Raw genomic sequence first — 20,112 nt, 5'->3', positions numbered from 1 at the left:
CTAATTTTTTTCAGCAGCTTCGCGTCGTGCTTTTTTGGCCGCCTTTTTCCGTTTACGAATCCCACGGAAAAAGTTTTCTAACATCTCACCGGCTGGACGTGCCAAAACACGTTCATGAACCGTCACTTGATGATTTAAACGGGTATCATCCATCACTTGATACAAACTACGAACGGCCCCGGCCTTAGGATCGCGAGCACCAAAGTAAAGTTCAGGGAGCCGCGCATTGATAATGGCCCCGCTACACATCAAACATGGTTCCAAGGTGACATATAATTGACAATCTTCCAAGCGCCAACTATGCAAGTACTCACAAGCTTCTTGAATCGCAATAATTTCAGCGTGCATCGTTGCATCCTGACCATGCTCGCGTAAATTGTGACCACGCCCAATAATTTCACCCTGGTGAACGATTACGGCCCCAATCGGCACTTCGCCAATCAAATAAGCCATCCGGGCCTCATGTAATGCTTCTTGCATCCAGTCTTCCGCTGTTGGTTCCGCCACGACTATCCCTCCTTTACACTTTGTAAGATGTAGTAACCCTTATCCTTCTTAATCACCTGACAATTGCCAAAGGTCGTTTGCATCAATTTCTTCGCTGATGGTGCGCCTTGTTTTTTCTGTAAAACAACGGTGAGCGTCCCGCCAACGACTAACCGTGAAACGGCTCCCGTTAACATCGTATCCACCACTGCCTTACCAGCACGTACCGGTGGGTTGGTGACGATCGCCGCATAATTAGTCGCGGTCACCTGTTGATAAATATCGGATGTAAAAATGTTGGTATTCGTAATTTGGTTCAAAGCAACATTTTTACGCGCTAAACTTAGCGCTAACTCGTTCACATCGACCATATCAACCGTTCGTTCGGGTGATTGATAGGCGAGCGCCATCCCAATTGGCCCATACCCAGTCCCCAAATCTAGGATTGGTCCCGCCGGTAAATCGGTTGGATCAAACGCTGCTAGTAGCGTCCGTGAGCCGTAATCCACGGTGCGCTTTGAGAAGACACCGTTGTCCGTTGTGAATTTAAATTCGTGATTAAAAATTTCAAAATTCCATTGCTTTTCATCATGCACAATATCCGGATTGTGTGTATAATAATAGTTGGTCATATTTATTTTCCTCTAAATTTCTGGTCTATATCTATGATAACTGATTCAGCGCGTGAACCACAAATAATTTAAAAAACTTTTTAGTCGGTTAAAGGCTGACACTAACACAACATCTAGGGCTTGTGATTTTTAACACACCCTAGATGTTGTGTTTTTTGATTGTTTTTTTCACCACATGTTGTATACTAAATTTATCAGAAAAACGAGTTAGGATGATGAAAAATGAAAAAAGTTACCGTATTTACTAAAAACAACTGCATGCAATGCAAGATGACTAAGAAGTTCCTCACGGCGCACAATATTGCCTTTGAAGAAAAGAACATCAACACAAATCCTGAATACGTCGATTACTTGAAAAATCAAGGTTTCCACGCTGTTCCAGTCGTTGAAATCAATGGTGAAGATAGCATTGCCGGCTTCCGTCCCGATGCGTTAAAACAATTGGCTGTTTAGTTCCCCCACGCTTTTTTGCGTGGTTACATAGCTGGTTTACCCTTTAAAATATGATAACCGACCCACAATCATCAACCTACTGATTGTGGGTCGTCGATTTTGCCAGCCACAATTATACTGATAGAAAGAGGATTCCTTATGACCTTAAAAGATTTAAAAGACGTCACGTATTACGACTTAAATAATGAGATCAATATTCCCGTTAATAATCAGATTCCGCTCAACAAAGATCAGGAGGCACTTGCAGCCTTCCTTAAACAAAATGTTGAACCGAACACGATGAAATTTGATAGTCTCAAGGCCCGCTTTGACTACCTGCGTGAACACGACTATTTGGAAACCCCTGCCATTGATAAGTATGATTTTAGCTTTATCGAAAAACTCTACGATTACTTACGGTCACAAGACTTTCATTTTAAGACGTTTATGGCCGCTTACAAATTCTATGCCCAATACGCGCTAAAGACTGATGATGGCGACTATTACTTAGAGAACTTTATTGATCGTGTGGCAATGAACGCCCTCTACTTCGCCGATGGCAATGAAACTTTAGCGATGGATCTGGCCAATGAAATTGTTCACCAACGTTACCAACCAGCTACCCCTAGTTTTCTCAATGCTGGTCGGGCGCGGCGTGGTGAGTTGATTTCTTGCTTCCTGATTCAATCGACTGATGACATGAACTCAATCGGCCGGACTATTAATTCAGCATTACAGCTTTCTCGGATTGGTGGCGGGGTCGGCATTAACCTCAGCAACTTACGAGGTGCTGGTGATCCGATCAAACATATCGATGGCGCTGCTAGCGGGGTCGTCCCCGTCATGAAATTATTGGAAGATAGTTTCTCTTATTCTAATCAGTTAGGTCAACGTCAAGGTGCCGGGGTCGTTTACCTCAGTGTCTTCCATCCCGATATTATTGCCTTTCTTTCTGCTAAGAAGGAAAATGCCGACGAAAAGATTCGCCTCAAGACGCTCTCACTCGGTGTCACCGTACCCGACAAGTTTTACGAGTTGATTAAGGCCGATGCTGATATGTATCTCTTCAGTCCTTACGGTGTCGAACGCGAATACGGGGTACCATTCTCATATGTCGATATCACCAAAGAATACGACAATATGGTCAAAAACCCGAACATCCGCAAAACTAAAATCAAGGCGCGCGACCTTGAAAATGAAATCAGCAAGTTGCAACAAGAATCTGGCTACCCGTACGTCGTCAACGTTGATACCGCCAATCGTGAAAACCCTATCGACGGTAAAATCGTGATGAGTAACTTGTGTTCCGAAGTGATGCAAGTGCAAACCCCATCACTAATTGATGACCAACAGCAGTACGAGAAGCTGGGAACCGATATTAGTTGTAATCTCGGTTCGACTAATATCGTTAACTTAATGGCCTCCCCGGACTTTGGACATTCCGTTGAAGCGATGGTCCGCGCATTAACTTACGTGACTGATCACTCCAACGTCGACGTCGTCCCTTCAATCCAAAAAGGGAACCGTCAAGCCCATACGATTGGTTTAGGTGCCATGGGGCTCCATGCCTTTTTCGCAAAGAATCAGATGGAATACGGCAGTAAAGAAGCCGTTGACTTTACCAATATTTACTTCTTACTCTTGAACTACTGGACCTTAAAATCTTCTAACGAAATTGCGCGTGAACGTCACGAAACTTTCGTTAACTTTGAAAAATCAAAGTATGCCGATGGTTCATACTTTGACAAGTACACCACCCAAGACTGGCAGCCAAAATATGACAAGACCACCGCACTCTTTGATGGTATCTTCATTCCAAGTAAAGCTGATTGGGAAGCCCTTAAAAAAGCCGTTATGCGCGATGGCCTCTATCATCAAAACCGGATGGCAGTTGCTCCCAACGGATCAATTTCGTACATCAACGATACGACTGCCAGCCTACACCCAATCATCAACCGGGTCGAAGAACGACAAGAAAAGAAAATTGGTAAGATTTATTATCCCGCTCCTTACCTATCTAATGATACAATTAACTATTATAAGTCAGCATACGATACTGATATGCGTAAAGTTATCGATGTCTATGCGGCTGCTCAGCAACACGTTGATCAAGGCATGAGCTTGACACTCTTCATGCGATCAACCATTCCAGCTGGCTTATATGAATGGAAAGACGGTCGCACTGATAAGATGACCACGCGGGACTTAAACATTTTACGGAACTACGCCTACCATAAAGGAATCAAATCGATTTATTATATTCGGACCTTTACGGATGACGATGGCGAAGTCGGTGTTAACGAATGTGAAAGCTGCGTAATTTAGTATCTTAGATCTCTAGGAGGATAACAAATGGCAACAGACTTGGCTTACTACCAAAAACTGCTCAGTAATGGCAACTATAAGGCAATTAACTGGGATCGAGTTTCAGATGCAATTGATAAAAGTACTTGGGAAAAGTTAACCGAACAATTTTGGTTAGACACCCGGATTCCAGTTTCCAACGACATGGCAGACTGGCGTGAATTAGATGATGATCACCGGTGGGTTGTGGGACACGTCTTCGGCGGTTTGACGCTGCTGGATACGTTACAATCACAAGACGGTCTGCAAGCACTCCGTCGCAACGTCTTAACTTCACATGAAACGGCCGTACTAAATAACATCCAGTTCATGGAATCCGTTCATGCGAAGAGTTATTCAACGATTTTCGAGACGCTGAACACACCGGACGAAATCAACGAAATTTTTGACTGGAGTGACAGTGAAGAGTTTCTTCAATCAAAGGCCCAATGGATCTATAAGCTTTATGATAATATCGATGAAGATCCATTGAAGCAAAAAGTAGCAAACGTCTTCTTGGAAACTTTCCTGTTCTATTCTGGTTTCTATACACCACTGTACTACTTGGGACACAACCAATTGCCAAACGTGGCCGAAATCATCAAACTAATCTTGCGAGACGAAAGTGTCCATGGCACCTATATCGGTTACAAGTTCCAATTAGGCTTCAAGGAACGTTCTGAGAAACAACAAGCTGAATTTAAAGACTGGATGTTTGATTTCTTATACAAGCTCTACGAAAATGAGGAAAACTACATTCACTTAGTTTACGATCAAATCGGCTGGTCTGATGAAGTCTTAACCTTCAGTCGTTACAACGCTAACAAAGCGCTAATGAACTTAGGACAAGACGCCCTCTTCCCAGACACGGCAGAAGACGTTAATCCCGTTGTCATGAACGGTATCTCAACTGGGACTTCTAACCATGATTTCTTCTCACAAGTTGGGAATGGCTACCGGTTAGGTCAAGTTGAAGCCATGCAAGACACCGACTACGATATTGGTGATCCAGACGATTAATCAACACGTTAGTTAGTAAAAATGCGGCGCCTATGTGGGCCGCATTTTTGATAGCAAATTTTATCTTGGGGGTAGTTTAGAATGGCAATTCATAATATCTGTGTTTTTTGTGGGTCGAACTCTGGTTTGGATCCCGCATTTAGTGACAAAACGGTGGCGCTCGGTCAATACTTGGCCGCTAACGATTACCAACTCGTCTATGGCGGTGGCGACCATGGGTTAATGGGAAAAGTCGCCAAGGCAACTATGGATGCTGGTGGCCGCGTTATCGGGATCATCCCGCATTTTCTGGTTGCCAGGGAACTCGCATTTAAGGACGTCACAACTTTTATCGAAACGCGCACGATGACCGAACGCAAGGAAAAGATGCTTCACCTCGCCGATGCCTTTATCGTCTTACCTGGCGGGTTTGGCACCTTTGAAGAGTTCTTACAAATGTTATCTTGGAGTCAGATGGATATTCACCAAAAGCCAATTGCACTCTACAACATCGACGGCTTCTACGACGACCTAGTCGCCATGCTACAAAAAACCGCCGACTTAGGATTTGCCCCTGAGGCTAACCTCGACCTATTCATTAATGGGCATGATCTTGACGAAATTTTCGCTGGTTTCCATGATTTCAAACATGTATTACCGCCTAAGTATACGAACTAAATAATCTACGCATTGTGCTAGTTGATTTGTCATGAATCATGATTAAAAATGGCTATTTCTAATTTTAAAAGCTATCAACCGAGTCCGCTGAAAAGTGTGCAATTTAGAACCAAAATTACTTGATTAGTGCTTCCCTACGCCGACTTCCAGGCATTCCTGCCGGGATTGTATTTGAATGTCAGTTATTGACGGGCTCAACCTTAGTTAAAATAGTCGTTGTTTCATATACAGTAACAGTTTGAGATGCAATTATTTGGATTAGCAATAGTTGCAATCATCTATTCGTTTTTTAGTTGTCATGCTAATAATTAAGTATTTCAAACAACCGCCTTAGACTGACGCTATAGTTAGCTAAAAGTTACACACACCAAATATTCCACAATCAATTGTACCAAGGGATGTGATCGTTTATCAGCTATTCGAGCGGCCTACCGAAACGTGCTCGGTACCGCAACCCGTAGTCCCTCACAAGCTTGAGACTGGAGGGGCTGGGTGCCAATGCTCAAGGGCGAAGTTCTTCTTGTCCGGGTGATTTCCCCGGGCTAGAAGAAGACTCGTATTTGAAATTGCGCAGTGGGTTTCTGCGTGAGTTCAAATCGATGTCCGCCCTGTTCCAGCAATTGGCACCCAGCCCCGGAGGTCGGCATAGGACGCGCATATACTGACGAATAGTCATCCAACTAACTGGCACGTTTTAATCATGATTCATACTAAATAATAACTAGCACAATGCGTAATAATCTAGTTTATTCGAAATAAATCTAGTGCTTCTGCCACAATTAATTCAGCCCTCATCATATTAGTCGGTTGAATTCTAAAGTCATCATGAAAAATGCCCCATCATTGCTTCTCGCAGTGATGGGGCATTTTGCTATGTCATTAACGATACTTACTTTACGACATACTATTCAGTTATTTCAATCGTTTCAACAACCACACTGGCCGATGCCGCTCAGACTTGTGCACCCGGGTATTAACAACTTGTAGCAATTGTAAAATGGTGAAAATTAGCGAATTACGCTTCCGGTACGCAATGTACTTTGGTTCCCACTCGGTCACATACTTCTCCTTGTACGACCGTAATCCCTGAAAACCATATAACTGATAGCCATATTCGTAAATTAAATGAGCAATTTTTTCTTGAATAAAACTGTAGCGTGAAACACCTACGCCGGACAACGGGGCCATTCCCATATTGAAATAGGCATAGCCATCGTCACGCGCCTGTTCAAATAAGTGCACAAAGACCGTGTCCATAATGCCGGATGGCGCTGACTTGCTCGACCGCATTAAGTCAATTGAAGTCGTCTGATGATTCCCCTGCGGCATAATATTCGCAAACGCGACAATTCGGTGGTCAGAATCATAAACGACCGCTACAGGTGCCTGATTGAGATACTGCTCATCAAAAAATCCGAGCGAGAATCCTTTTTCCGTCTCACCTGCTAACCAACTATCCGATACGGCCCGTAATTCAGCCATGACGTCAGCACTGAACGGTGGCTGCAAGATGGCAAACTCATAGTGATCCCGGGTAAACTTATTCATTAGGGCCCGTTCACCCCGTAGCCGTTTACCAGCCAAACTAAAGTCTGCCAATTTAACGTGCCCTTCTTCACCGGTTTTGATAAAGTCAAAGCCCATTTCGTGTAGGCGCATCGTCAGCATCTCACTAATTTCGTAAAAGACTAACGAGCAACCGTCACTATCTGCGTCATCCAATAACTGTTCCAAGGCAGCTTGTAATACCGCTTGATTACCGAATGGCTCTCCCATAATAATCAGTTTATCGGCCTTCTGTTGGTATAAGAAAATCAGTTGATCGACCCCATCGACTTGATAGTAATATGCTAACTTATCATTCAAATAAGCCAAGTGTGAGATTTCATTGCCGCCATAAGTTTCAATCACTTGTTTGACCCGAGCCGCATCCATCTTTTGACGCAATCGGGCGTTATACCCACTCGCAAAGTAGCGGTACATAATAATCAAAATCATTGCCGCTAAGACTAACCCAATCACCCCAAATAACCAGAGTTTTTGTGATGGGAAGAACAGGGCTTCAGGAACCGCGTGGCGATGATGAATTTGGGGCGCGTTATAGACCCCCACAATCGTATACAAGATAAAGGTTACCACGTAAACGCAGCTAACCCACAGCGTTTGTCCCCATGAAAAAGCCAATCGATCACGATAATAAGCATGCCGCGACAAGGCCACTAGCGCTAGAATCACAACTAAGAAAATCACAAATTTCATCGAAATCGCATCATAAACGACAAGCCAGCGAATCGTATTCAAAATGGCAATCAATAGGACGATCACCGTTGGCCAAAAAGCTTTTTTGACCCGCCCAGCAGTTCCCAACGCCACCCCAATTAGTAAAAAGGCCATAATAATGCTGCTGGCCTGATTAATAAAGAAAAAGGTGTACGGATAAAACTGCAAGAAGAGCTTATTGTTATACGCAAAGTTAGGAACCGTCGACATCAACAACATCAGAAAGCCAGAAAAGTAGAGAAAAACCGTCAGTACCATCTGGGCAACGCGTTGTAATGCCTGCTTGGGAATACCCGCTAAACGCACGTTTAAGCGATGGCCGGTGTCATGGATGAATAAGACCAACCCGATGGCAAACGGGATAATATAGTAGAATAACCGGTAAAATAAGAGCCATGCGACTGCGTCTGGTCGCGAAACTCCGACCGCACCGAGGCCAAAAATCATGAAAACGTCGAATGACCCAATACCACCGGGTACCATTGATACTTCACCAACAACCGAAGCAATCACGAATAACGGCACGACCGCCGCAAAATCAATGGGTAATCCCATAAAGTTTCCAATTAATAAGAAGAACAGCACACAGCCGGTCCATTCACCAAACGAACCACTCAACAACCGAACGACGTTGCCGAGCGTAAGGCCATCGAAGAATTCCGAATCGTTGACTCGTGTAAAAATAAAGATGGCTGGAAAATACAGTGCGCCACCGACGAGCCAGATCCAGTAACTGCCGTACATATTTCCAATGCCAAAACCATAGACTAACACGAGTGAAATCATACAATACAATGATAACCCCGAAACTAGAAACAAAGCGATCTTGGAAATAGCAAACACGATTTGTTTCTTGGTGGCTTCGCGATTATAAAAGTTAGCTCGCAGCGAGGCACCCAGGACACCCCCAAAGCCACCAATATTCGTAAACGTATTAGTAATCCACCCAGCTTTTAAAATATATCCAAGTGAATAATGGTTGGGTAAAAACTTCGTAATCATGACATCATACGTCAGCATCGGTGTCACTGCAATAATGCCAATCACGACCATACTCAGCAAATGCCACCAGCTTTGCGAAGCGAGGGCGTTCGCCAACTGCGCGCCACTGACCTCCTTCGCAATTTTACCGACTTCCGTAATCACAAATAACAGGACGGAGAACACAAATAATGCTTTGATGATCCCCATGCGTTTATTGAGTGCCGTCCCGATTTTCTGTAACGTTGCCTTCAAAAAAATTCCCCCATTGGTGTGTTTGTTCTTATTATCGCAATCTTAGTCTGTTTATACAACCGTTATAAGTGGTTGATAACCGCTACAAGCCGAAGCCACCACCGTATTAGAGCATGATTATTTTAAATATTCGCTACTAAAGTATTTTCGAATGGCTGTTAGTATTCAGCGCGCATTATGATTAATCATCAAAATTAATTCCAACATAAACCAATATTAATTGATTTTTAGTTAACAAACTTGCTTTACCAACCTTTACCGTTTATGTATAATTAAAGTGATACATAATCAAGGAGGAATTTCTTATGCACCATGCTAAAAAACTCGTCGTTGCACTAACGAGTCTTCTCATCTTAACTGGTTGTACCACTGGCAATCAACCGGCCGCCAACCACACCAGTGTCAAAACCAAGACTGTGCGCGTTGAAAAACGAACCACTGCTAATAAAGCCGCCTGGGCGAAAGCAAAAGCCGCTAGCCGGGCTAACGCGGCCTCAGCCAAAGCGCTCAGCTCAAGTACGACCCAACTTGCAATGGCGACCAGTCAGGCCAAGCGCCAGTCCGAACAACTAAAAGAAAAGCATGACGACGCAATGGCCTCATCAAAATCAGCAGCTAGTGAAGTAGCCGCGCAATCACGTTCCCAGTCAGAAGCCCAGTCCGTCGCGGCGGTTAGCCAATCTAAGCAAGCGGCCAAAGCTAGCAGTCAAGCGGCGGCACAGAATCAACAAACTCAGACGAGCACTGCAACCACGAGCCGAGAGAATAATTTTTCTGGTGATACCGACACCGCCCAAACTGGGCGTATTGTAGGTAACCGCAACTCTAAAATTTATCACGTCGAAACGGGTCAAAACTACCGGATGGCCGGTAAAAATGCCGTTTACTTTAGTACGGAAGCCGAAGCGCAAGCCGCTGGTTACCGTAAGTCACTTCGATAGGAGGAGCTCTTCATGGCATTAATCGGCACCATCTTATTATTTGCAACCCTGTATTGGTTCTGGCGCTTACATCGTCGCTACCGTGGCCGTCAATGGTGGCGGCATAGTTGGCCAGCCGTGATTGCATTGCTTGTCAGCTTTAGCATTCTCGGCACGGCTGATGAATCCACTCAGCCAACGGTGAAGACAAAAACTGTTACTAAGACACACTTAGTAACAGCTCATAATGACAAACAATTGACGGCACTTCAAGCAGCCAATCGTGCTTCTGCTAGCAGCTTAAAGCAGGCCGTGCAAAAGCTTTCAAGTAGCCAAAAACATATTGACGAACTCAAGACTAAAAACAAGCAAGCTGGCGCAACTTCAACAACAGCACCAACCAAGGTTAGTGCTGACCATAACCCAAGTAACGCTGCGTTGGCTAGTAAAACCTACAACGGCCAACAAACAATCACTGTTAATCAGAATCAGCCCGCATTCACCACTAAGGATCTCAGTACGAGTCAGGGTGGCTGGCAACAATACGGCAACTTAGACTCATTTAACCGAGTAATGGCCGCTAATGCCCTCCTAAATCAGTCACTGATGCCCAAAGCTGAACGTGAGGCCTTGAATGTTCGACCAACTGGCTGGCATAACAAACGCATTAGTAGCGGTTGGCTTTATAACCGTAGTCACCTGATTGGCTATCAATTAACTGGTCAGAACAACAATATTAAGAACCTCATGACTGGAACTCGTTCCTTGAATGATCCTGAAATGACTACTTATGAAAATCAAGTTGCAGCCTATTTGAAAGAAAGTCCTAAAAACTACGTCCGCTATCAAGTAACCCCCATTTTCAAAGGTAACGAACTGTTAGCCCGCGGTGTACACATGCGTGGTCAGTCAGTTGGTAGCAATGCCGTTAGTTTTAATGTCTACATTTTCAATATTCAGCCCGGTATGACCCTGAACTATGCTGATGGCACTAGTCAGGTCAATCACTAACAATTATAGGTCCATCGTAGTCAGCTTGTTTTTAAGCACCAACTTATCACATGCCAGTTATAAAAATGATGATACGCTGCTAACCACAAAATCAATCCAAGTGAAATTCTAAAGTGATTACCCAACAAGACGCCATATGGCAAATCTGTTGGGCTTTTTTATTACTTAAACCACAGCAGTTGTGATGCAACTATGAGTCGCCACAATAATAAGGTGGCTGACATCATGGCACTACCAACACTTAGATTAATCGTAAATTCTTAGTACGCGTCATGTGCGTAGTCATTCACCTGTTGCATCCCCAAATTAGCGATCAAACACACCTGCGGATATAAAAAAAACCACACCCCATAATAGGATGTGGTTTGATGACGTTCCGTTAAGTAAATGATTACTTAAGGGTAACGACACCACCAACTTCTTCAAGCTTAGCTTTCATATCGTTGGCTTCGTCTTCTGAAACGCCTTCTTTGATGATTGAAGGTACGTTATCAACAAGACCCTTGGCATCTTTCAAGCCAAGACCAGTGATATCACGAACGGCCTTAATAGCCTTAACCTTTTGGTCACCAGATTCAGTTAATTCAACATCGTATGAATCCTTAGCAGCAGCAGCGTCGCCACCAGCAGCACCGGCAACAGCAACTGGAGCTGAAGCTGAGACATCGAATTCTTCTTCGATAGCCTTAACTAAGTCGTTTAAATCTGAGATTGAAGCTTCTTTTAATGAGTCGATAATAGCATCTTTATCAAAAGCCATTTTTTGTTCCTCCATTTTATATGAACTTATATTTTAGTTTTTTTAACACGCTGACAGCAAATTAAGCTGCGTCTTCGTCGCCTTTTTCAGCAACCGCCTTAACAGCGTATGCAACGTTACGAACAGGTGCTTGTAACAAGTTAGCGATCGTAGCCAATAATTCTTCACGTGATGGCATCGTAGCGTATTCTTGAACAGTTTCAAGATCAGCAACTTTACCTTCGATCACGCCACCCTTTAATTGAAGGGCGTCAGCGGTCTTCGCGAAGTTAGCCAAGATCTTTGCAGGAGCAACTGGGTCTTCTTCAGAGAAGGCAACGGCAGTAGGACCAGCAAATACAGGTTTTAAGTCTTCAAATCCGGCCTTGTCAGCGGCACGCACCATGATCTTGTTCTTGATAACGCGCATCTTAACACCGGCTTCACGTAATTGCTTACGTAAATCAGTTACTTGTTCAACCGTCAAACCACGGTAATCAACAACGATGGCTGATACTGAGTTCTTCAATTGTTCTGCAACTTCTTCGACTTCTTGTGCTTTAACAGCAATTGTTTCTTTACTCAACAGATTCACCTCCCAGAATTTTGGTTCAGGGATTTATAAAAAAATCCCTATGTCCACCAAGACATAGAGAAAAAACAATGTCCTCGGCAGGTAGATTAAGGCCGTTAAGCCGCCTGAGTCTTAGGTAGAGATATTACTTAACCTCTAGTAATCTATCACAGATCACCCACGGGGTCAATTGTTTTCAGAACTTAATCTTTAAAATGATGCTAAATCAACACGTACCGCTGGGGTAAAGGTTGAAGTAACAACCAAGTTTTCGATGAAAGTCCCACGTACTGAGGCTGGACGAGCTTTAACGATGGTGTCTTCAATAGTCTTGAAGTTACCAACTAACTTGTCAGTATCAAATGATACCTTGCCAACAGGAACATGAACGTTACCGTCACGGTCAGTCCGGTAAGTCACCTTACCAGCTTTTGAATCGTTAACGGCTTTAGCAACGTCCATCGTAACCGTACCAGTCTTAGGGTTAGGCATTAAGCCTTTAGGTCCAAGAACCCGACCTAAACGACCAACTTGGGCCATCATGTCAGGGGTAGCGATTGCGACGTCAAAGTCTAACCAACCGTCTTGGATCTTCTGAACTAAATCAGTTTCACCAACAAAGTCAGCACCGGCTGCTTCAGCTTCTTTAGCCTTGTCACCCTTAGCGAAAACGATAACGGTTTGATCTTTACCGGTACCATTAGGAAGGACAACCGCGCCACGAAGTTGTTGGTCGGCTTGCTTTGTATCAACGTTTAATTTGAAGGCAACTTCAACAGTTGCATCAAATTTTGCGAAATCCATTTTTTTAACCAAGTCTACCGCTTCAGTTACATCGTAAGCTTTGTCACGATCAACGAGCTTAGCGGCTTCTTGGTATTGTTTACTTTTCTTTGCCATCTAAGTGTTTTCCTCCTTGCAAATGTGGTTCAAACGGAGATTTCCTCCCACTTGACACATTCATTTTGATGAAGTGTCCGACATACTCAACAGTACTGAATTAGCCTTCGACGGTGAATCCCATACTCCGAGCAGTACCTTCGATCATGCGCATAGCTGCTTCAACATCAGCTGCGTTTAGATCTTGCATTTTAGTTTCGGCGATTTGCTTAACTTGATCTTTGGTTACAGTTGCAACCTTCTTCGTGTTAGGTTCACCGGAACCACTTTCAACACCGGCAGCTTTCTTTAATAGAACGGCAGCAGGTGGGGTCTTAGTGATGAAGTCGAATGAACGATCTTCGTACACCGTAATCACAACGGGGATGATCATACCTGCTTGATCAGCAGTACGAGCATTGAAATCCTTTGTGAAACCCATGATATTGATACCTGCTTGACCTAAAGCTGGGCCAACTGGCGGAGCAGGTGTTGCTTTGCCCGCAGGAATTTGTAATTTAACAACGTTAGCTACTTTTTTAGCCACGAGACATTCCTCCTTAGTCCGTGATGTGGTAAATGGAGCTGAGTTTTTGCTCCTCCCACGTAAACGTGCATACGTGACGCACAAATGTCATTATAGCATATCTATTTTTCACCAGCAACCTTTTTTGTGGTATCTGGATATAAAAATTGGACGATTTGCCGATCAACTTCGTAATTTTCATGTAGTCGTGAATGGCGTGCATTCTTGCCATGTACCACAAATTCTTGATACTGGTCACGTGTTGGCCGCAATAAGAAGCGCAACGACAGTGCACTATTTAAAGCGACCGCCCCATCACTTTGCACCGCATCGCCAATGTTACCCGCAATATTCAAATACGAAATCGTATTTGGCAATCGTTGGAGCGTTCGCAAAAAATAATTATAAACGGGCGTGGTTTTAGTTGGGCCAGTTGCCGTCAACGGGTGGTTTTCAATCGGATAAGTATTTTGCCCGACCTCACTATCATTGAACGGCGCCCCAATTGTGACAACCTTGCGGACTTCTGGCAAATTCACCAGTTTAGCTGCCGTTGTGAGGTATTGAAATAAGACAACCCCACCCATTGAATGGGCCACTAAATTAATCGTTTGAACATGTTCATGCGCAATTAAATACTGAACGACCGCCAACACGCCAGCTGCTTGCTGTCGTACGGCAACTCGCGGCGTGGCAAAAATCAGCTGCACCATTGGTCGATAAGCATCTAGCTCACCGGTCACATGGGGATGATTGTGCCGATCGATCATCACAACTAGTGACTTATTGGCAATACCGCCCGCCGTAAAACGTTGCAGCATACCACCAAATGAAAACCGATTGCCCGCATAACCTGGAATAAACAACGTAACGGCACTATCATCCGCTGAATTAGCTGGTATCGGTTGCCGCAAATGCTGCGGCCGCCCATACTGCCAAAATTTAAACGTGATTCGACTCAAAATACCGAACACTAAGACGCCGATGATGACTAAAATTACTTCTGCCAAGATGGTCCACCAGCTTACTTAATTAAAATTAACTACCGAATCTGGTCAACTTGATCGAAGTCCAATTCAGTACTTGTTTCCCGACCAAACATATTGATATTAACCTTGAGCTTCATCTTTTCGTTGTCAATTTCCGTGATTTCGCCGGAAAGACCAGAGAAGGCCCCGTCAATGATCGTCACTTGTTCGCCAACTTCGACATCCAATTCGGTATGACGAGCGCTCATCCCTAATTGATGCAAGATTTGTTCCGCTTCATCTGGTAACAATGGTGTTGGTTTACTACCTTGCCCATGTGATCCTAAGAACCCAGTAACACCTGGTGTATTCCGAACAATATACCAAGCTTGATCCGTCATGACCATTTCAACCAAGACGTAACCAGGGAAGATCTTCTTCATTTCGACCTTATCTTTCCCATTCTTGACTTCATGTGCTTCTTCTTCGGGCACAACGACACGGAAGATATTATCTTCCATTCCCATGGATTGAATACGGGATTCCAAGTTAGAACTAACCTTGTTTTCATAACCAGCATAGGTATGTAGGACATACCATCTTTTTTCAACAGACTCGACCATTATTTTTCTCCTTTAAAATGTCTTTTGGCAAAATAAAAAAACCTCGTTTGCACGAAGTTTTCTTTCAATGCCATTATTATAACAAAATTTTATTCAAAAAGCCATTAATGCCAGCTTGTTAACATTTGTAATAATAATTGAATAATCCAATCAAACAAAGCGAAAAACGCCACGAAGAACAGTGATGTTGAGACAACTGTCCAAGAATCACGACGATTTTCACGCCAAGTCGGCCAGGTCACTTTTTTCATTTCGTGTCCAACTTGACCAAAAAATTTAAATAAGCGCATGTCTAATCCCCCTACCGCGTTTCACGATGAAGTGTGTGTTTACCACAATATTTACAAAATTTCTTAACTTCTAAGCGGTCAGTTCGATTCGGGTTAGCATCAATCGTGTAGTTTCGTGAACCACAAACGGTACATGCCAGTGCAACTTTTTTCTGTGCCATCGACAAAACCTCCATAATAAATCAGGTATAACATTAGCATGGAACTTTTCGAATGTCAATTTCAGGCAGCGGCTTGTAACAAGTCCCGCATCTTCTTACGACACCGATCCGTGGCATTAATCACCTGGGACACCTCGACGTGCCGACTCAGTGCGATCCGTTCCGGTGAATGCCCCGCTAACAGATCGGCAAAGACAAGGCCTTCAAACGGCGAGCAAACGGTCGGAAAAGTTCGGACCTGTTCACGAACATGAACCACGTCTAAGGTTGAAATGTGGGTTGTTTGCAGCTTACAAAGTGTGTCTTCATCATCAACATCAAGTGACAACAACTCACCCTCTGGACGGCGCTTGCGAGCTTGGGTCCGCCGAATATGATCAATAATCTGATTACTCAATAGTACCCGGTAGTAAGCACCAAAACTGCATAATCGCAGCCGCTGATATTTCTTAGCAGCCCGATAAACTGCAATCCGGCCTTCTTGGAGCCAATCATCTTCATCGAAGTTCCGTACATAATATTGACGCCGCAGCCGCCAAACAACCGGCGCATACTGCCGAGCCAGTGCTCCAATACTCATATCATCACCAGCGGCAGCTAAGCAGATCAATTGCTGTTCATTCACGTGACATTCCTCGCTTCTGAGTTAGTTTCAGAAACCGCACCCCCGAATATCTGTACAGCTAATATACCGGGTCAACACTGCCATCACAAGCGAACGAACGTTTTATTTTATCTACCGCAATCCCACAGAAATTCCATTATGCGTCATTATTAAAACCCACATAAATCTTCCATCTATAAACCTAATAGTGCCGTATTGCCCGAATTATTCGTAGCGCTAAAAATCGTTAAGTGATCTTAAAATCCAAAGTCACAAGCAACCAGCTAATTTAACAATGATCACTGCTAATTCAAGCGGCCTAACATCATACCATTACTTACGATGGTGCTTAACGTGATTACGCTCTAATTGTTGACGATACTGATCTAATGCTGACAGTTGATCATCATTCCATGGCGATTTGCGAACAGCCCCAAGGTCCTGAGTGCGCACAGCCGTGTGGCGCACCTCTTTCAAGGCAGTCTTAACTCGTTGACGCAATTCCAAGGCAGGTACTCGTAACGCACCTTCCGAAAAAATCACCCACTGTTCTGCTTGGTCACTAGTTGCGACTGTCACTTGGAGAACCCGTGATTGCTTTTCACCCGCATACTTTTCAATATAACTATCAGCAGTCTGATCCTTACTCGTCCAAATAATTTCAAGATCAGCTTGCCGATAACTCTTAGAATTACCTGGCACGTACATCGCATCAAACACCAAGCTAATATTAAGACCCGTAATTTTTTTATATTCCGTCAACATGCTAATTAGCTCATCACGAGCTTGGGGTAACCGGTCCGTTTGTTTTAAATGATTGAGTTCCGGCCAATTACCAATCATATTATAAGCATCGACAATTAATAATTGTTGTTTCATATTATTTTCCCAGTGGATGCCGAGACGTGTAGCCTTGATAAATTAATAGGCTGGCTGCCACACTCGCATTCAAACTTTGAACGTGCCCAATCATTGGAATCGTTAGCATTTCATCGACACTCTTTTTGAGTAACGGTGAAATCCCCTTGCCCTCATTGCCAATAATCAAACCAACGGCACCAGAGGCATCCCACTGCCGGTAATCCGTCCCGTTCATGTCGGTTCCAAAAATCCAGAGACCCGCTTCTTGTAATTGTTTAACGGTTTGAACTAAATTAGTGACCCGAGCAACTTTCACGTGTTCGATGGCCCCCGTAGAAGTCTTCGCCACCGTACTGGTTAATCCAACGGCCCGGCGCTTTGGAATAATGATACCGTGAGCACCGGCCGCATCCGCTGTCCGCATAATCGAACCTAAATTATGTGGATCTTCGATATTATCTAAGATCAAGAAAAACGGTGCTTCATTCTTAGCCTTAGCAACCGCAAACAAATCATCAATCGTTGCATATTCAAAAGCAGCCACCCCGACGGCAACTCCTTGATGATTGGCATTATCGGTTAGTCGATCTAGCTTTTGTTTTGGCACGTACTGTACGATCAAATTGCGTTTTTTAGCAATCTTAGCGATGTCATTCAGCACATCCGCTTGTAATCCACTTTGGATAAAAACTTTGTTAATTTGCTGATCACTTTTAATCGCCGCCATCGCGGGGTGCCGACCAATCACAAAATCAGCTGCTGTCTGGTCCTGTTCGTTATTTGACATTGGAAACCCGCCCTTCATCAACTTGTTTAATGCACCACTGTGCAAGTTCCGCAATCCGATCCGTCTGCTGGGTCAATTGTAAATACCCAAAAACAGCTTCAAACCCAGTCGAAATCCGATAAGTCACAACATCAGTGTGCTTAGCCGACGTGTGACTCTTTGCATTGCGTCCGCGCTTAAAAACATCTACTTCGGTCGGTGTTAAAACATCTTCAACCTGCATCCGTTCAATCAACGCCGCTTGGGCCTTGGCTGAAACGTAGTGCGTCGCATGGTGATGCAACTTAGTGGCCTTAGTAAAACCACTCTCAATCAAATGTTGCCGAATAAACGGTTCATACACCGCGTCACCAAGGTACGCGAGTGCAATTCCGTTTAACTGCTGATAATCAACTTGCATATTATTCCTTTCTAAACCGCACACCCTGAGGCGTATCTTCTAAAATAATTCCCTGAGCTTTCAAGTCATCACGAATCTGGTCAGCCTTAGCAAAATCCTTAGCTTGACGTGCTGCTTCTCGTTCGTCGATCAATGCTTGAATCGCGTCATCGGCAAGTACTTCACCGGTGGCTTCAAAGGTAACTCCGAACACGCCTGTCAAGTTAGCCAATGCAGTTTGTAGCGCAAGCAGGGTGTCCTTTTGAACCGTCGATTTCGCCGCATAGACATTTGCCAGCTTAGCCAGCTCATATACTGCAGCTACGCCGTTTTGAACATTGAAATCATCATCCATTGCGGTTCCAAAGTTAGCCGTAAGGGTCTGCAATTGCTCAGATACCGCGGCATCTGCCCCACTTGTGGCATCTTGCAAGCGGAAAGTAAGATTACGATAGGCATTACGTAACTTATCTAAGTTATTAGCCGCTTCATCTAAGTTGGCCTGCGTATATTGAATTGGTCGCCGGTACTGGGTCGTCGCCATGAAGAACCGTAGCACTTGTGGATCGACCGTTTTAATAATATCGTGGACCGTCACAAAGTTACCCAGTGACTTACTCATCTTTTCATTGTCGTCGCCAACCGTCACAAAACCATTGTGCAACCAATAGTTGGCAAATGTCTTGCCAGTCTTCGCTTCACTCTGGGCAATTTCATTTTCATGATGTGGAAACTCAAGATCTTGACCGCCACCGTGAATATCGAACGTATCACCCAAGTATTTCGTGGACATGACTGAGCATTCGATATGCCAACCGGGTCGGCCCGCGCCCCATGGCGATTCCCATGAGATTTCACCGGGCTTAGCAGCTTTCCAAAGGGCAAAATCAATTGGGTCTTCTTTACGATCGGTTTCTTCATCAGCAGTATGCTGACTAGCTCCCACTTCTAGATCATCAATTCGTTGGTCGGATAGTTGACCATACTTCTTAAATTTACGAGCGCGGTAATACACGTCGCCAGCTGATTCGTAAGCGTAACCTTTTTCAATTAGTGCTTGAACAAACGCAATAATCTCCGGAATATTTTCCGAAGCCCGTGGGTGCACCGTGGCTGGTTCAATATTGACTGCCGTCGTATCTTCCATAAAGGCCTTAATGAATCGATCAGCAACTGCTGGCACCGTGGTGTGATCTTCAGCGGCACGTTTGATCAGCTTATCATCCACATCCGTGAAGTTGGAGACATAGTCAACGTGGTAACCGCAATATTCAAAATACCGTCGAATGGTATCAAAGGCAATCGCGGAACGCGCATTACCGATATGAATGTAATTGTAAACGGTCGGCCCACAGACATACATTTTCACAACTCTGGGGGTGATGGGTTTAAACGGTTCTTTTTGACGCGTTAACGTATTAAAAACACTTAACATATTGGCGACAACTCCTTTCAATTAACTCATTACTTTTGATGATAGTTTACCATGTTTGAATCACAAATAAAAAGCATCCTTCATACTGCGGAACTTAAACTCCGCCATACAAAAGATACTTTCATATGCAGTCATGCTCGCCTGAATGATTCTCGTTACCCTCATGAGGGTCAACAATCACATAGCGATTTGCATATTAACCGCACTTTTCATCAATAGTATTGTCCGTTTATGGTGACCGCCATACCTGACAACCATCGATCAACTAA

At 44.1% G+C, this 20,112-nt stretch carries 22 protein-coding genes and 1 other annotated feature; of the genes, 6 read left to right on the top strand and 16 right to left on the bottom strand.

Annotated elements, in window-relative coordinates; translation table 11 throughout:
* Entirely contained in the window at window positions 1-507 is a 507-nt protein-coding gene (gene tadA, locus LP667_RS02685; protein ID WP_021731237.1) for a tRNA adenosine(34) deaminase TadA, read from the bottom strand.
* A gap of 2 nt (window positions 508-509) precedes the next feature.
* The gene (locus LP667_RS02680) at window positions 510-1,118 is read right to left on the bottom strand and encodes a class I SAM-dependent methyltransferase (protein ID WP_021731238.1); all 609 of its coding nucleotides are present in this window, start codon (window positions 1,116-1,118) and stop codon (window positions 510-512) included.
* A 222-nt stretch (window positions 1,119-1,340) separates the two neighbouring features.
* On the opposite strand from LP667_RS02680, the gene LP667_RS02675 reads away from it, so the two are divergent.
* The 4 genes from LP667_RS02675 (at window position 1,341) to LP667_RS02660 (ending at window position 5,570) form a co-directional block, all read left to right on the top strand.
* Window positions 1,341-1,571, top strand: coding sequence for a redoxin NrdH (locus LP667_RS02675; RefSeq protein WP_003640952.1), 231 nt, complete (start codon window positions 1,341-1,343; stop codon window positions 1,569-1,571).
* 138 nt (window positions 1,572-1,709) lie between these two features.
* On the top strand, window positions 1,710-3,875 hold the full coding sequence (nrdE, locus tag LP667_RS02670) for a class 1b ribonucleoside-diphosphate reductase subunit alpha (protein ID WP_021731239.1): 2,166 nt from the start codon (window positions 1,710-1,712) through the stop codon (window positions 3,873-3,875).
* 27 nt (window positions 3,876-3,902) lie between these two features.
* Window positions 3,903-4,913, top strand: coding sequence for a class 1b ribonucleoside-diphosphate reductase subunit beta (gene nrdF, locus LP667_RS02665; protein WP_021731240.1), 1,011 nt, complete (start codon window positions 3,903-3,905; stop codon window positions 4,911-4,913).
* An 81-nt stretch (window positions 4,914-4,994) separates the two neighbouring features.
* Window positions 4,995-5,570: an LOG family protein gene (locus LP667_RS02660; RefSeq protein WP_003640949.1), complete on the top strand. Its 576-nt coding sequence runs from the start codon at window positions 4,995-4,997 to the stop codon at window positions 5,568-5,570.
* 912 nt (window positions 5,571-6,482) lie between these two features.
* Here the strand turns inward: LP667_RS02660 and mprF are convergent.
* Window positions 6,483-9,086 (bottom strand): bifunctional lysylphosphatidylglycerol flippase/synthetase MprF, encoded by a 2,604-nt coding sequence (gene mprF, locus LP667_RS02650; protein ID WP_021731241.1) that lies wholly within the window; start codon window positions 9,084-9,086, stop codon window positions 6,483-6,485.
* A 305-nt stretch (window positions 9,087-9,391) separates the two neighbouring features.
* Here mprF and LP667_RS02645 point away from each other — a divergent pair, with 305 nt between their 5' ends.
* Together LP667_RS02645 and LP667_RS02640 are read left to right on the top strand one after the other, a co-directional pair.
* Window positions 9,392-10,027 carry a sunset domain-containing protein gene (locus LP667_RS02645; RefSeq protein WP_021731242.1) on the top strand — a complete coding sequence of 212 codons (636 nt, stop codon included), beginning with the start codon at window positions 9,392-9,394 and terminating at the stop codon, window positions 10,025-10,027.
* 12 nt (window positions 10,028-10,039) lie between these two features.
* On the top strand, window positions 10,040-11,017 hold the full coding sequence (locus LP667_RS02640; protein WP_021731243.1) for a DNA/RNA non-specific endonuclease: 978 nt from the start codon (window positions 10,040-10,042) through the stop codon (window positions 11,015-11,017).
* Window positions 11,018-11,408: 391 nt separating this feature from the next.
* On the opposite strand, the gene rplL is transcribed toward LP667_RS02640, so the two are convergent.
* From rplL to cysS, 13 genes are all read right to left on the bottom strand, one after another.
* Window positions 11,409-11,777: a 50S ribosomal protein L7/L12 gene (gene rplL / locus LP667_RS02635; RefSeq protein WP_003637775.1), complete on the bottom strand. Its 369-nt coding sequence runs from the start codon at window positions 11,775-11,777 to the stop codon at window positions 11,409-11,411.
* Window positions 11,778-11,838: 61 nt separating this feature from the next.
* Window positions 11,839-12,342: a 50S ribosomal protein L10 gene (gene rplJ / locus LP667_RS02630; RefSeq protein ID WP_021731244.1), complete on the bottom strand. Its 504-nt coding sequence runs from the start codon at window positions 12,340-12,342 to the stop codon at window positions 11,839-11,841.
* Window positions 12,343-12,371: 29 nt separating this feature from the next.
* Window positions 12,372-12,485 (bottom strand) — a sequence feature (ribosomal protein L10 leader region).
* Between the two features lie 55 nt (window positions 12,486-12,540).
* On the bottom strand, window positions 12,541-13,230 hold the full coding sequence (rplA, locus tag LP667_RS02625) for a 50S ribosomal protein L1 (RefSeq protein ID WP_021731245.1): 690 nt from the start codon (window positions 13,228-13,230) through the stop codon (window positions 12,541-12,543).
* A gap of 100 nt (window positions 13,231-13,330) precedes the next feature.
* On the bottom strand, window positions 13,331-13,756 hold the full coding sequence (rplK, locus tag LP667_RS02620; protein ID WP_003640942.1) for a 50S ribosomal protein L11: 426 nt from the start codon (window positions 13,754-13,756) through the stop codon (window positions 13,331-13,333).
* 101 nt (window positions 13,757-13,857) lie between these two features.
* Window positions 13,858-14,745 carry an alpha/beta hydrolase gene (locus tag LP667_RS02615; RefSeq protein WP_021731246.1) on the bottom strand — a complete coding sequence of 296 codons (888 nt, stop codon included), beginning with the start codon at window positions 14,743-14,745 and terminating at the stop codon, window positions 13,858-13,860.
* A 32-nt stretch (window positions 14,746-14,777) separates the two neighbouring features.
* Complete coding sequence (gene nusG / locus LP667_RS02610) at window positions 14,778-15,326, bottom strand: transcription termination/antitermination protein NusG (protein ID WP_021731247.1); 549 nt, start codon at window positions 15,324-15,326, stop codon at window positions 14,778-14,780.
* A 104-nt stretch (window positions 15,327-15,430) separates the two neighbouring features.
* Window positions 15,431-15,616, bottom strand: coding sequence for a preprotein translocase subunit SecE (gene secE / locus LP667_RS02605; RefSeq protein ID WP_003640939.1), 186 nt, complete (start codon window positions 15,614-15,616; stop codon window positions 15,431-15,433).
* An 11-nt stretch (window positions 15,617-15,627) separates the two neighbouring features.
* Complete coding sequence (gene rpmG / locus LP667_RS02600; protein WP_003637768.1) at window positions 15,628-15,777, bottom strand: 50S ribosomal protein L33; 150 nt, start codon at window positions 15,775-15,777, stop codon at window positions 15,628-15,630.
* Window positions 15,778-15,838: 61 nt separating this feature from the next.
* Window positions 15,839-16,402, bottom strand: a complete 564-nt coding sequence (locus tag LP667_RS02595; RefSeq protein WP_021731248.1) for a sigma-70 family RNA polymerase sigma factor — start codon at window positions 16,400-16,402, stop codon at window positions 15,839-15,841.
* Window positions 16,403-16,714: 312 nt separating this feature from the next.
* Entirely contained in the window at window positions 16,715-17,260 is a 546-nt protein-coding gene (locus LP667_RS02590; RefSeq protein ID WP_021731249.1) for a YacP-like NYN domain-containing protein, read from the bottom strand.
* 1 nt (window position 17,261) lies between these two features.
* Window positions 17,262-18,029, bottom strand: coding sequence for a 23S rRNA (guanosine(2251)-2'-O)-methyltransferase RlmB (gene rlmB, locus LP667_RS02585; RefSeq protein WP_003643931.1), 768 nt, complete (start codon window positions 18,027-18,029; stop codon window positions 17,262-17,264).
* Window positions 18,019-18,429 carry a Mini-ribonuclease 3 gene (locus LP667_RS02580; RefSeq protein ID WP_021731250.1) on the bottom strand — a complete coding sequence of 137 codons (411 nt, stop codon included), beginning with the start codon at window positions 18,427-18,429 and terminating at the stop codon, window positions 18,019-18,021. Before LP667_RS02580 ends, rlmB begins: the two co-directional genes overlap by 11 nt.
* A 1-nt stretch (window position 18,430) precedes the next feature.
* Entirely contained in the window at window positions 18,431-19,843 is a 1,413-nt protein-coding gene (gene cysS / locus LP667_RS02575) for a cysteine--tRNA ligase (protein WP_021731251.1), read from the bottom strand.
* Between the last annotated feature and the right edge of the window lie 269 nt (window positions 19,844-20,112).

Source organism: Lactiplantibacillus paraplantarum, assembly GCF_003641145.1.
Classification (GTDB): domain Bacteria; phylum Bacillota; class Bacilli; order Lactobacillales; family Lactobacillaceae; genus Lactiplantibacillus; species Lactiplantibacillus paraplantarum.
The sequence above is the reverse complement of the archived record's forward strand: the minus strand, read 5'-3'. Positions and strand labels throughout refer to the sequence as shown.